Raw genomic sequence first — 13,232 nt, forward strand, 5'->3', positions numbered from 1 at the left:
GCTCCGGGTTTCGGGTTCAGCGGGCGGGGGCCAGTGACTGGAGTGCTTCGGTCAGCTGCCACTCGACCTGGGCGTCGAGGGCGGCGAGGTCCAGCTCCTTGTCGCCCATCGCGCCGGCGACGAAGCGGGCGCGGGTCGTGGTGTTGATGCACGACAGGCGCCAGTAGGAGAACGCGACGTAGTACGGCAGGTCGGACATGTCCAGCGGCGAGCGGGCGGCGTAGGCGGCGACGAGGTCGGCGTGGCCGGGGAAGCCGCCGGCGAGCGTGGCGGGCGGGGAGATCCACTTGCCGGGGTTGTCCGGCAAGGCCCACCACACGAGCAGCCAGCCGAGGTCGGCGAGCGGGTCGCCGACGGAGGCGAGCTCCCAGTCGAGCACCGCGGCGACGTCGCCTTCAGGCGTGAGCAGCACGTTTTCCGCCTTGAAGTCGCCGTGCAGCAGGGCGGTGCCCTGCGGCTCGGGGACGCGGGCCGCGAGCCGGTCGGCGACGGCACGCAGCGGGCTGGCGGCGGGCAGCCCCAGGGTGTCGAACTGGCGCTGCCACCGGCGCAGCTGACGTTCGACGTACCCGCGGTCGCGGCGCAGGCCGTCGAGGCCGATCTCGGTGACGTCGAGGGCGTGCAGCTGGGCGAGGACCTCCGGCAGGCGCCGCCCGATCGTGCGCTTGACCTCGGGGGACAGGGCCGCGGCGGTGTCCGGGCTCAGCGTCTGCCCGGGCACGAAGTCCATCAGGAAGAACGGCGCGCCGAGCACGGCCGCGTCGGCGCACTCCGCCACCGGCTTCGGCACCGGCAGCGCGGTGGTGCTGAGCGCGGCGAGGATGCGCGCCTCGCGGCCGACGTCGTGCGCACCGGACTCCAGCGCGCCCAACGGCGGCCGGCGCAGCACGAACTGGGCGCCGGCGGCGTCGCGCACGGCGTAGGTGAGGTTCGACCGGCCGGCGGAGATCGTCGTCACCGCCAGGGGCGGTTCGACGGCGCTGCCCTGGCTCGCCAGCCACTGCGTGAGCGCCACTACGTCGACGCCCGGCGGCCCCTGGTTCGGCACCTTCGACCTCCTGACCACGAGGGGAGATAAAATCGGGACAGCGTCCCGAACTTGTGGAGGATCCTGGACCCGGCGGGCGCGGGTTGTCAAGGTGGTCGGGCGGCGGCTGGTTACAGTGGCTCGCGGAGGGAGACAGGTGAGCGGTGCACGGGGACAGCTGGTGAGCGGGCCGGGGTCGAGTGGGCAGGGTTCTGCCGTCGACGCCGAGCCGCGGTTTCGCGCCCTCGGCATGACCGGGCGCGTGTTCGCGGTGCTCGACGCCGTGATCGCGCGCCAGGACGGCGACACCGGCGTGCGCGAGCTCGCGGCGCACCTGGACGTGAGCCGCAGCGCGGTGCACCGGATCCTGCAGACGCTGGGAGACCTGGGCGTGGTCCGCGGGCAGCCGGGCGGGCGCTACGACCCGGGGCCGCGGCTGCTGGTGTGGGCGAAGTTCCTGGGCGAGCGCAACGTGCTGCTCACGCGCGGCCACGACGAGCTCGTGGCGCTGGAACGCGAAGCCGGCGAGACGGCGATGCTGCTGACCTACACGCCCGGCGACGAGTCGGCCCGAGTCGTGAGCTCGGTCGAGTGCGGCAAGCCCGTGCGCTACACCGTGCGCATCGGCTCGGCTTCGCCGTTGTACGCGGGGTCGGCCGGAAAGGCGATCCTGGCGAACCTTCCCGCGGACTTCCTGGCCACTTTGGATCGTCCGGTGCTCACCGGCGCCACGATCGGCGACCTCGGACAGCTGCGGGCCGAGCTGGCACACGTGCGTGAGCAGGGCTTCGCGACCAGTGTCGGCGAGCGCATCCCCGAAGCCGCCGGCGCCGCGGCCGCGTACTTCCGCGACGGGGAACCGGCGGGGGCCTTCAACATCACCGTGCCGCGCCACCGCTTGTCCGATGTGGACGGACTGCGCCGGCTCGGCGAGCTCGTGCAGGGCGCGGCCGACCGGCTCACGGCGGCGCTGGCCGTGCCGCCGCAGGTTCCGCGGGTGCCGGCGACCGGCGCGGGGGAGTCCTCGGGGGTGTCGGCCGAGCGGCGGTCCATCGTGCGCGTCGCCGCGGCGCTCGACGCGCTGGCCCGCTCGTCGGCCGACGGCGTTTCCGTCGACGACCTCACCGCCGGCATCTCCAGCGGGCGCGCCACCGCGGCGCGGCTGCTCGACGCACTGGCCTCACTGGGCCTGGCTCGCCCCCTCGGAGGCGCCCGCTTCGAAGCCGGCGCCGAACTGCTCGTGTGGGCGGCCCGGCTCGGCCGCGGGACCGGCGTCGGCCCCGTCGCGGCCGATCTCCTCGCCGACCTCGTCCGCGACGTCGGCGAAAGTGCCTACCTGGCCCGCTACGACCCGGTGGCCGAAGGCGTGGTGTTCGAAGCCGGGCGGACCACCGACAAACCCATCCAGTACGTGATCCCACTCGGCTCCACCGCACCCCTGCACGCCGGCGCGGCGGGCAAGGCCGTGCTCGCCTGGCGAGGCCCGGAATCCCTGGCGGCGCAGGACTTCACGCGCTTCTCGCCGACGACGATGGTCGACCGCACCACCCTGGAGGCGGATCTGGCGCTGGTGCGCGAACGCGGCTACGCCGTGAGCACCGGCGAACGCATCCCGGAGGCCTCGGGCATCGCCGCACCGTTCTTCTCCGACGGCGTGGTCGCCGGCGCCCTCACGATCACCATCCCGCACTACCGCTTCGACCCGGCGCGGACACAGGAGTTCGCGGACCGCGCAATCTCCGCGGCCGCAGAACTCACGCGGCTGCTGACGGCGGGGACGCTGTTCACCTGAGCCTGGCGAAACGGCCGGTTCGCGCACGGTGGGGGACAGGCAGCGCACACTGCGTTGACTGTCCGGCACGGGTGCGAATACTCCGCAGGGAAGGTAAGCCACGTCACTGCCGGAGGAGGACGCCCGTGAGCGTCGAATCGCTTGCTTCCCACTACGAACCGCTGATCAACGGTGAGTTCCGCTCGATCTCCACCGAGACGTTCCCGGCGGTCGACGCCGCCACCGGTGCACAGCTCGCGACGATCACCCGCGGTGGCACCGCCGAGGTCGACGCCGCGGTGGCGGCCGCTCGCGCGGCGTTCCCGAAGTGGGCGGCCACACGGCCCGAGGAACGCTCTCTGCTGCTGCACCGCCTCGCCGACTGGATCGAGGCCAACGCCGAGCGCCTCGCCGCCATCGACACGATGGACATCGGCCGCACGATCTTCGAGACCCCGCTCGACCACCGCATCGCCGTGGGACAGTACCGGTTCTTCGCCTCGGCCGCCGTCACCCACGACGGCTGGAACCGCCCCGTCACCGGCGGCTGGGCCATCGCGAAGCGCGAGCCGATCGGTGTCGTCGGGCAGATCATCCCGTGGAACGTGCCCGCGATCATGACGGCGTTCAAGCTCGCGCCGGCTCTCGCGGCCGGGAACACGGTGGTGCTCAAGCCGGACGAGAACGCTTCACTGTCCACTTTGGAGCTGTGCACGAAGCTGGCCGAGCTGTTCCCGCCCGGCGTGGTGAACGTCGTGCCGGGCTTCGGCGACGAGGCCGGCGCGGCACTCACGGCCCACCCGGACCTGGACAAGCTCGCCTTCACCGGCTCCGCGGAAGTCGGCCGGCTCGTGGCCCACGCCGGCGCCGAACGGCTCGTGCCGGTGTCACTGGAACTGGGTGGCAAGAGCCCGAACATCGTGTTCCCCGACATCGAGGACCTCGACCGTGTGATCGACAACGCGACCTTCGCGGCCACGTACTGCAACGGCCAGTCCTGCCTCGCCGGCACCCGCCTGTTCGTGCACGACGACCTGTACGACGACTTCCTCGGCAAGCTGGGCGCGAGCTTCGAGGGTGTGCGCGTCGGGTCCCCGCTCGACCCCGCCACCCGCCTCGGCTGCCTCGTCTCGGAGAAACAGGGCCGGCGTGTGCTGGACTACATCGCCTCCGGCCGAGCCGACTCGTCCCTCGTCACCGGCGGCGGCCGCGCCACGGTGGCCGGCAGTGAACACGGCTGGTTCATCGAGCCGACCGTGTTCGAGACGGACAACTCCAGCCGCATCGCCCAGGAGGAGATCTTCGGCCCCGTGCTGTCGGTGATCCGCTGGAAGGACTACGAGGCCCTCATCGACCAGGCCAACGGCGTCGAATACGGCCTCGCCGCCGGCGTCTACACCACCAACCTGAAGAACGCGATGCGCACGGCCGACCGCCTGCAAGCGGGCTCGGTCTGGGTCAACCAGTACTTCAACCTCGTCGACGGCTCGCCCTTCGGCGGCTACAAGGGCAGCGGCCTGGGCCGCGAGTACTGCAAGGAAACGCTGGACATGTACACGCAGCTCAAGTCGATCGTGCTGGCGGAGGAACTGCCGCCGCCGCTGTTCGGCTGAGCCGGGGCTGCGGGCGTACTGCGCCGGGCTCCTCGGAGTTCGCCGAGGAGCCCGGCGCAGGCAGCGCCGACCCTCACCGCACGGTCACTGCCGCGCGTCGAGGTACTGCGGGTCCGGCGGCGGGATCGGGGTGTCGGGTACGCCGGCCAGCAGGGTGTTCATCGCGTGGAAGTACGGCGGTGCCGCGACCGTGCCACCGAACGCACCATGCCCACAGCGGCCAAGATGCACCGGCGTGCCCGGGCAGATCTCCTCGGGGGTGCGGCCGTCGGCGAACACCATGGAGGACACGGCGAAGTTGTCGACACCGCCCACAAACGCCACGGATTCAGACTCCTGCGTCGTACCCGTCTTACCGATATCCGGCCGAGTCCAGCCCGCCGACCGAGCGGCAGCAGCCGAAGTACCGACAGTGGTGTCCTGCGAGAGCCCCGCCTCCAAGGTGTTCGCCACACCAGTGGGGATCACCTGCTCGCACGCCTCCTGCTTCACCGGCACGGGCCGGCTGTTGCGGTCCGTCACCGACAGGATCGGGTTCGGCGGGCACCACGTGCCGCCGCTCATCAGGGTGGCCGAGACGTTGGCCATTTCGAGCGGGCTCACCGGGCTGTTGCCAAGGGTGAACGACAGCAGGTTCTGGAAGTACTGCGACTGAGGCTGGTTGTACTGCGGGTTCTTCGACCGCGCGTCCGACGGGTCGGTGATCGGCGGATTGCCCGCGTCGTTGGTCGCGAGGGTGTTTCGCAGCCCCAGTTTGCGCGCCATGTCCAGCACTGCGGGCATGCCCACCTGGGACTCGAGGCCCACGAACGCGACGTTCGGCGACGTCGCCAGCCCGCTGGCGAGCGAGATCGGATCGGGGTAGTTCGTGCCGTCGTTGCTCACCGAGTAGCACGGTGTGAAGCGGTTCGCGTTCGGTGGCGTGAAGCAGTTGCTCAACGGGTTGGGCAGTGGCGTGTTCAGCCCCGCCTTGCCGGACACCATCGCGGCCGCCGAGGTGAAGATCTTGAACGACGAACCGGCGCCGAACTTGTTGCTCGCGTCCGCCACGATGTTCGTGGACGTCTCGCCCTTCGCCGGATCGGTGCCGTAGTTGCGGTTCGCGACCATCGCGAGCACCTGGTGCCCGCCGGAACCCGGCTGCACCACGGCGAACGTGTTGGCCACGCCGTCCTGCGTGGTGGGCACGTTGTTGTCCACCGCGTCCTTCACGACCTGGCTCACGTGCGGGTCCATCGTGGTCTTCACGACGTAGCCGGCCGTGTCGAGCTGGTCGAGGGTGAACCCGGCCTTGGTCAGGTAGTTCACGGCGTACGCGCAGAAGAACCCGGCGTCGGCCGCCGCGCCCATGCAGGTGCTCGACGGGGCCGCGGGCCGCGTGCCGACCACGCCGAGCGGCGTCGCTTTCGCGGCGGTGGCGAAGGAAGCGGGGATCGACTTCGCCGTGACCATCGAGTCGATGACGGTGTTGCGCCGCTTGAGCGCGTTGTCCGGATGCGTGTACGGGTTGTAGACGCTGGGGTTGTTCACCATGCCGGCCAGCAACGCGGCCTGCGGCACGGTCAGTTTGTCCGCTGTGGTCCCGAAATACGCTTCCGCCGCCGCGCCGATGCCGTAGACGGTGCCGCTGAACTCGACCACGTTCAGGTAGTCGGCGAGCACGTCGTCCTTCGGCACGGTCTGGCTGATCTGCACGGCCATCTTGGCCTCGCGCAGCTTGCGGGCCAGAGAGTCCTCGCGGTCCTTGTCCTGCGCCGTCTTGTCACCGCGGTCGACGACGTTGATGAGGTAGTTCTTCACGTACTGCTGCGTGATCGTCGACGCGCCCTGCAGGTCGCCACCCGAGCTGTCGTTCACCGCGGCGCGCAGCATGCCCTGCGGGTCCACGCCGCCTTCGGTGTAGAAGCGCCGGTCCTCGATGTCGACGATCGCGGCTTTCATCGTCGGCGCGATCTGCGCCGCGGTGACCGGAATGCGGTACTGCGAGTACAAAGTCGCTATCGTGCCGCCATTCCGGTCCGTCACCGTCGTCACGAGTGGCGGGTCCGCGTGCTCGAGGTCCGCGGAGATCGCGTCGACCGAGTCACTGACCTGATTGGACAAAACGCCCGCGCCGATCGCGACCGGTGCCATCGTGCCCGCGACGAGAACGCCTGCCAGCACGCACAATCCGATGAACGGGGCTACCCCCCTGCCTTTTCCCACGGTCCCAACCTACGACCGGGCTCGTGTGAATACGGTGGGTAAACGAAGTGGTGTCATCGAGCCAACCTTCCGAGCAGAGCCGACGCGACGCCGATCGCCACGGCGGTCGCACCCAGGAGGACGCCGAAGTCCAGCCCGAGGTTGGCCGGAGTTCCGATGAGAAGTCCGCGCAGGGCGTCGACCTGGTAGCTCAACGGGTTGAGGTGGCTCAGCACCTTCAGCCAGCCGGGCATGAGGTCCACCGGGTAGAGGGCGTTGGACCCGAAGAACAACGGCATGGTGATGGCCTGCCCGATCCCCATCAGCCGCTCGCGTGACAGCACGATGCCGGCGATCACGATGGAGAAACAGCAGAAGAACGCCGAGCCCAGGATCACGACCACGACCATCCCCAGCAGCCGCAGCGGGTTCGCGGTGAGACCGACGCCGAGGATCGCCGAGAGCACGAGCACCATCAGTGCCTGCACGAGCGCGCGCAGCCCGGCCGCGAACGCCTTGCCGGCCACGAGCGCGGCCCGCGGGGTCGGTGTCACGAGCAGCTTCGCGAGCACGCCGGCGTCGCGTTCCCAGATGATCTGGATGCCGTAGAAGATCGCGATGAACAACGCCGACTGCGCGAGGATCCCGGGCGCGAGGTAGTCGAGGTAGGGGATCGGGCCGGTGGGGATCGCGTGGATGCGCGTGAACGTCTCGCCGAAGATCAGCAGCCACAGCGCGGGCTGGATGGCGCGCGTGAGCAGCTCGGACTGGTCGCGGCGCAGCTTCTGCAGCTCCACCAGGCACATCGCGCCGATGCGCGAGAGCAGGACGCGCAGTTGCTCCAGCGGTCCCGGGTCAGCCGAGACGGCGGGCGGTGCGGCGAGTGGCGCGGACATCGCGTATCCCTCCTGTGTCGCTCTGCAGCGCGTCGCCGGTCACCGACCGGAACACATCGTCCAAAGTGGAGTCGGGCCCGAGCTCGGCTTCGAGCTCGGCCGGCGTGCCGAGCGCGCGCACGCGCCCGGCGTGCATCAGCGCGACGCGGTCGCAGTACTGCTCGGCTTCGTCCATGTAGTGGGTCGTGACGAGCACGGTCATGCCGGTGCGTGTGCGGATCTCGGTGATGCGCTCCCACACCGCCGAGCGCGCCACCGGGTCGAGGCCCACGGTCGGCTCGTCGAGCACGAGCAGCCGCGGGGAGCTCACCAGGGCCTGCGCCAGTTCGAGGCGGCGGATCATGCCGCCGGAGTAGCCGCCGACGGGCCGGTCGGCGTCGTCGAGCAGGCCGACCAGGTCGAGCGCGCGCCTGACCTCGTCGGCGCGGCGCGAGCGGCGCACGTCGAACAGCCGCGCGAACAGCGACACGTTCTCGCGCCCGGTGAGCGCGCCGTCGGCCGAGAGCTGCTGCGGCACGTAGCCGATCAGCCGGCGCACGGCCATGCGGCGGCGCGTGACGTCGACGCCGAACACCGTGACCGTGCCGGCTTCCGGGGGCAGCAGTGTGGTGATCATGCGGATCGTGGTCGTCTTGCCCGCGCCGTTGGGGCCGAGCAGGCCGAAGATCTCGCCGGGCACGATCTCCAGGTCGACGCCGTCCACGGCCTTGGTGGCGCCGAACGAGTGCCGCAGGCCGGTGCAGCGCACAGCGGGTTCGATGCCGGGCTCGGCGCCGGGTTCGGGGTCGCTCATGCCTCCTCCTTCAGGACGTCCATCAGCTTCTCCAGCGCGGGCAGGGCCGCAGTGATCGACTCGGTGTCCTCTTCGGACAGCCGGGCGAGCGCGCCCGTGACGAGCCCGGCGCGCGCCTTGCGCCAATGGGCCATGCGCACGCGCGCGGCGCCGGTCACCTCCAGCCGCGCGGCGCGCCGATCGGCCGGGTCCACCTCGCGGCGCAGCAACCCGGCTTCGACGAGCAGGTTCACGAGCGTGCTCACGGAATTGCCGGCGAGCCCCAGCTCCCGCGCCGCGGCCGCGACACCGATACCGGGCACCCGGTCGACGACCCGCAACAGCTCCACCTGCGCACCGGGCAACGGCGGCCCGGGCACCTCCGCGCGCACCCGCCGCCGCACCACCCGCCGAATACCCTGCACGGCGCCCATCAACCGTTCGGCGAGGTCGGGAGAGGAGGCCATGCGGTCAAGGTAGCTCTGAGTCAGAGTTATGTGCAACGCCGATTGTCGCGTTGGTCGCCTTTGCGGCTCAGGGCAGCCGGCTGAGGGTCATCGACACGCCGAGCGCGGTCATCGTGACCGCGATCAGTCCGTCGAGCACGCGCCACGCCGAGGGCCGCGCGAACACCCCCGCGAGGCGGCGCGCGCCGAGGCCCAGGGCGCTGAACCAGGCGGCGCTGGCCAGCGCCGCCCCGGCGCCGAACGCCCAGCGGCCGGAGCCGTGGCCGGCCGCGACGGAGCCGAGCAGCAGGACGGTGTCGAGGTAGACGTGGGGGTTGAGCCAGGTCAGCGCGAGGCCCGTCAGCACGGTGCGCCGCGGCGAGACTGGCTCGAGTGCGCCGACCACGAGTGCGCCGGGGCGGACCGCACGCCGGGCCGCGAGGAACCCGTAGGTCACCAGGAACAGGCCGCCGACCACGGCCACCGCGGTGATCACGCCCGGCCGGCGCTCGACGATCGCACCGACTCCGCTCACGCCGGCGGCGATGAGCACGACGTCCGACAGCGCGCACAGCACGATCAACCGCACCACGGCGCCGCCCCGCAGGCCTTGCTGCAGCACGAAGGTGTTCTGCGCTCCGATGGCGACGATGAGGGACAGGCCGGTACCGAAGCCGGCGGCGAGGACGGGGACCACGCCGTCGAAGGTAAAACCCACCTCGAAGTTGACGCCAGCTAAAGATTCTTAAGTAGCATTAGCCATCGTGATGTCGGATCTTCCGCTCGACCAGGTCCGGACGCTGCTCGCCGTGGTCGACGAGCAGTCGTTCGACCGCGCGGCCGCCGCGCTGCACGTGACGCCGTCGGCCGTGAGCCAGCGCGTGAAGGCGCTGGAACAACGCTTGGGGCGCGTGCTCATCCTGCGCACGAAACCCGTGCGCCTCACCGACTCCGGCCAGGTCTTGGTGCGCTTCGCCCGCCAGCTCACCCGCCTCGAAGCCGACACCCGCGCCGAGCTCGGTCTCGCCGGCGCGGCGGGCCCGGCCACCGTGGCCGTCGCCGTGAACGCCGATTCCCTGGCCACCTGGTTCCTCCCCGCGCTCGCCGCGGTGCCCGGCGTCTCCTTCGATCTGCGCAGCGACGACCAGGACCACACCGCCGCCCTCCTGCGCGAGGGTCTGGTGATGGCCGCCGTCACCTCCGCGCCGCACCCCGTCCAAGGCTGTACCTCCGCGCGGCTCGGCCTGATGCGCTACCGCGCGGTGGCCGCTCCCGTGTTCGTCGAACGGTGGCTCGCGGACCGGCCGTTGAACGTGGCGCTGTCCGAGGCGCCCGCGGTGCTGTTCGACCGGAAAGACGACCTCCAGGACCGTTTCCTGCGGAACCTGACGCGGCGAACGCCAGGACCGAAGCATTTCGTGCCGTCGTCGGAGTCGTTCGCCGAGGCGGTGGCCGCGGGCCTGGGGTGGGGTCTGGTTCCCGAGCTCCAGCTCCGCGAAGGCCTGGTGGATCTCGCGCCCGAGCGCCCGGTGGACGTTCCGCTGTACTGGCAGCAGTGGAAACTCGACTCCCCGGCGCTCGCGGCGGTCTCGAGGGCCGTGGCCGAGGCGGCCGGGGCCGCGTTGCGGAGATGACCGGGTTGTCCCCCTCCGGGCCGGGGTCGGATGGTTTGATCACAGTCGTGGACAGCGTGGAGCGCAGGAAATCACCGGAGCGGCTCGTCTTCTTCAGCGACGCCGTGGTCGCGATCGCCCTGACCCTGCTCGTGCTGCCGCTCACCGACCTCGTGCCGGAACTGGCCGCGGAGCACGGCGACCCGTTCGACGCGGTGCTCGAGCACTGGAACCAGATCTTCAGCTTCGTGCTCAGTTTCGTGGTGATCGCGCGGATGTGGTGGGGCCACCACCGCATCTTCGAGGAGGTTCGCGCCTACAACGGGCCGCTGGTGTACGTGAACTTCGTGTGGCTGTTCACCATTGCCGTGCTGCCGTTCCCCACGGAGATCACCGGCTCGTTCGCCGCCAACCGCTTCGCCGCCATGTTCTACACCGGCACCATCTTCGCCAGCAGCGCCGCCCAGTCCGCGCTGGTGCTCATCGTGCGCAGGGACCGGAACGTGGCCCGCAGCCCCGATTCCGTGAGTGACCAGTGGCTCGGCAACACCTGGTTCTCCACGGCCGCGCTGCTGATCGCGTTCGTGGTGGCGGCGATCAAGCCCGTGCTCGGGTACTACGCCCTGTTGCTGCTCATCGCCGCGCCCTGGGCCGCCCGTTGGCTGGTCGGCCGCAAGGCCGGGAACTGACGCCCACTCCTGAAGCTCACGCCTGGGGCAGCGGCCACAAGTCGTCGTTGAGCATCCGCTTGAGGATCTTGCCCGTGGCGTTGCGTGGGAGCTCCGGGACGAAGTAGACGTCGCGCGGCACCGCGAAACGCGCGAGCTTCTGGTGGATGTAGTGCCGCACATCCTCGGCGTGCATGCGAGCGCCCCGGCGGAGCACCACGTACGCGGCGAGGCGCTGGCCGAACTCGTCGTCCGGCACGCCCACCACGGCGGCCTCGTACACGCCGGGCAGCGCGACGAGTGCTTCCTCCACCGGACGCGGGAACACGTTCTCGCCGCCGGACACGATCATCTCGTCGGCGCGGCCCGTGACGAACAGGCGCCCGGCGGCGTCCTGGTAGCCGACGTCGCCCGTGGCCATGAGGTCCTTCGAACGCGGCACGCTGGAGCCGTTGGTGTAGCCGTCGAAGAGCATGTCGTTGCCGACGAAGATCTGGCCCTCGTCGCCGGGCGGCACGGGGCGGCGTTCGTCGTCGAGGATCGCGATGCGGGTGCCCGGCGGGCAGCGGCCGGCGGTGGTCGGCGCGGCGCGCAGGTCGGTCGGGTCGGCGATGCTCGCCCAGGAAACCTCGGTGGAGCCGTAGAAGTTGTAGAGGATGTCGCCGAAAGTGTCCATGAAGGACGTGACGAACGAGCCCGACATCGCCGAGCCGCTGCTGGCCACGATGCGCAGCGACGACAGGTCGTAACGGCTGCGCACTCGCTCGGGCAGCTCGTGGATGCGCTGCAGCATGATCGGCACGGCGAACAACGCGTCGCAGCGGTGCTCGGCGATCATCCGCAACGTCTGTTCCGCGTCGAACCGGCGGATCAGCGACAGCTCGGCCCGCACGGACATCCCGATCTGCAACGCGGCCAGGCCCCAGCTGTGGAACAGCGGCGCGGCGACGGCGATCTTGTGCCGTGCCCGCAGTGGAATCCGCGCCAGGATGCTCGCCGCCGTGCTCATGCCCTTCGGCGTGGGGCGGCGCGCGCCCTTCGGGGCGCCGGTGGTGCCGGAGGTGAGGACCACGATCTGGCCGGGCCGCTTGGCCGGCTTCGGCCGCGTGACGGGGGCGTCGTGGATGAGCTCGTCGACGGTCCGGTAGCCCTGCTCGGCGTCGTCCCACGTGCTCACGCGCGGGAAATCGCCCTGCACCCCGGCGATCGTGTGCGCGAACTCGTCGTCGGCCAGCACCGCCACCGGCTTGTGCTCCGCGAGCACGTCCTCCACCGACGAGGGGGAGAGGCCGGTGTTGAGCAGTACCACGTCGACTCCGAGCTTGCTGCACCCGACGAACGCCTCGACCATCGCCGCGTGGTTGCGGCACATCAGCGCCACGCGCCGGCCGGGCTGCACGTCGAGCTTGGCCAGGGCGTTGGCGAGCTGGTTGCTGCGCTCGTCGATGTCGCGGAACGTGCGGCTGTTGCGTTCGTCGTGCACGGCGATGTCGTCGGCGCCGCGCGCGGTCGCGGCGAGGTAGCCGCCGGCGATGGTGGCGCCCCACTGCGAGAGAGAACTGAGCTGCTTCGCGACCTTGTCCGGCCGGCCGGACTTGAGGACACCGGCGCGGACCAGCGTGTTGGCCGTGCGCAGGGTGGTCGCTCGGTCGTACTCGGGTGGTTCGGCGGCCTCGCCCGAGAGCTGCAGGTCGATCCGGTGCGTCAGCTCCTTCAGCATGGCGCGTACGGCCGAGCGGGACACCAGGTCGTGGTGCTCGGGAGGCAGTGACGGCAGCATCATGCGCAGCACGATCTCCGTCGTCCCGCCCGCGAGCGCGCGCAGCTCGAACGAGACCCAGTTGCGTTCGTCGGGCAGCCCGCACCACACCACGTGCTCGCCCGGCCGGTACACCACCGCGTGGATCGTGCCCTCGACGAGTGTGTCGCGTCCCGGCGCCAGCCTGATCAGGCATCGCGGGCCTCGGCCGCGCACTGCGGCCTCGGTCACCTCGCACCAGCTGATCACCGGCAGGAATCTCGGGTAGAGCTCGGGGGAGCCGATGATCTGCCACACCGCGTCGGACGGGTGCCCGACCGTCGAGGTCGCCTCGACCACATCGTCTCGCATTGCGATCCGCCTCACCACCGCGCGCGTTGCGCTCCCCGGTACGTACCGGACACGCGTTCAGGTGCGGGCACGCTACCAGCAAACGGCTCGGCACCGGTACTGGTGAATGACCAGGAATAGGGCGGGACGGGA

At 70.8% G+C, this 13,232-nt stretch carries 11 protein-coding genes; 4 read left to right on the forward strand and 7 right to left on the reverse strand.

Annotated features, from left to right (window positions below; translation table 11 throughout):
• Positions 1 to 16: 16 nt before the first annotated feature.
• On the reverse strand, positions 17 to 1,048 hold the full coding sequence (locus ACWEOE_RS28045; RefSeq protein ID WP_452014249.1) for a phosphotransferase family protein: 1,032 nt from the start codon (positions 1,046 to 1,048) through the stop codon (positions 17 to 19).
• A 136-nt stretch (positions 1,049 to 1,184) separates the two neighbouring features.
• Here ACWEOE_RS28045 and ACWEOE_RS28050 point away from each other — a divergent pair, with 136 nt between their 5' ends.
• On the forward strand, positions 1,185 to 2,819 hold the full coding sequence (locus tag ACWEOE_RS28050) for an IclR family transcriptional regulator (protein WP_452014251.1): 1,635 nt from the start codon (positions 1,185 to 1,187) through the stop codon (positions 2,817 to 2,819).
• A 125-nt stretch (positions 2,820 to 2,944) separates the two neighbouring features.
• Positions 2,945 to 4,411 (forward strand): aldehyde dehydrogenase family protein, encoded by a 1,467-nt coding sequence (locus ACWEOE_RS28055; RefSeq protein WP_452014253.1) that lies wholly within the window; start codon positions 2,945 to 2,947, stop codon positions 4,409 to 4,411.
• 84 nt (positions 4,412 to 4,495) lie between these two features.
• Here the strand turns inward: ACWEOE_RS28055 and ACWEOE_RS28060 are convergent, their stop codons facing one another.
• The 5 genes from ACWEOE_RS28060 to ACWEOE_RS28080 all read right to left on the reverse strand — a co-directional run bounded on the left by ACWEOE_RS28060 (position 4,496) and on the right by ACWEOE_RS28080 (position 9,406).
• Positions 4,496 to 6,544, reverse strand: coding sequence for a transglycosylase domain-containing protein (locus ACWEOE_RS28060; protein WP_452014367.1), 2,049 nt, complete (start codon positions 6,542 to 6,544; stop codon positions 4,496 to 4,498).
• Positions 6,545 to 6,669: 125 nt separating this feature from the next.
• On the reverse strand, positions 6,670 to 7,491 hold the full coding sequence (locus tag ACWEOE_RS28065; RefSeq protein WP_452014255.1) for an ABC transporter permease: 822 nt from the start codon (positions 7,489 to 7,491) through the stop codon (positions 6,670 to 6,672).
• A complete protein-coding gene (locus ACWEOE_RS28070; protein WP_452014257.1) occupies positions 7,451 to 8,284 on the reverse strand; it encodes an ABC transporter ATP-binding protein in 834 nt (277 codons plus the stop codon). The genes ACWEOE_RS28065 and ACWEOE_RS28070 overlap by 41 nt, the downstream gene beginning before the upstream one ends.
• Complete coding sequence (locus ACWEOE_RS28075; protein WP_452014259.1) at positions 8,281 to 8,730, reverse strand: MarR family winged helix-turn-helix transcriptional regulator; 450 nt, start codon at positions 8,728 to 8,730, stop codon at positions 8,281 to 8,283. The genes ACWEOE_RS28070 and ACWEOE_RS28075 overlap by 4 nt, the downstream gene beginning before the upstream one ends.
• Positions 8,731 to 8,797: 67 nt before the next feature.
• Positions 8,798 to 9,406, reverse strand: a complete 609-nt coding sequence (locus ACWEOE_RS28080; RefSeq protein ID WP_452014261.1) for a LysE/ArgO family amino acid transporter — start codon at positions 9,404 to 9,406, stop codon at positions 8,798 to 8,800.
• A gap of 70 nt (positions 9,407 to 9,476) precedes the next feature.
• Between ACWEOE_RS28080 and ACWEOE_RS28085 the strand changes: the two genes are divergently transcribed.
• Together ACWEOE_RS28085 and ACWEOE_RS28090 are read left to right on the forward strand one after the other, a co-directional pair.
• On the forward strand, positions 9,477 to 10,343 hold the full coding sequence (locus ACWEOE_RS28085) for a LysR family transcriptional regulator ArgP (RefSeq protein ID WP_452014263.1): 867 nt from the start codon (positions 9,477 to 9,479) through the stop codon (positions 10,341 to 10,343).
• Positions 10,344 to 10,390: 47 nt separating this feature from the next.
• The gene (locus tag ACWEOE_RS28090; RefSeq protein ID WP_452014265.1) at positions 10,391 to 11,011 is read left to right on the forward strand and encodes a TMEM175 family protein; all 621 of its coding nucleotides are present in this window, start codon (positions 10,391 to 10,393) and stop codon (positions 11,009 to 11,011) included.
• A gap of 16 nt (positions 11,012 to 11,027) precedes the next feature.
• Here ACWEOE_RS28090 and ACWEOE_RS28095 read toward each other — a convergent pair whose 3' ends face one another.
• Positions 11,028 to 13,100 (reverse strand): AMP-binding protein, encoded by a 2,073-nt coding sequence (locus ACWEOE_RS28095; RefSeq protein ID WP_452014267.1) that lies wholly within the window; start codon positions 13,098 to 13,100, stop codon positions 11,028 to 11,030.
• Positions 13,101 to 13,232 lie beyond the last annotated feature (132 nt).

The organism is Amycolatopsis sp. NPDC004368, assembly GCF_053602515.1.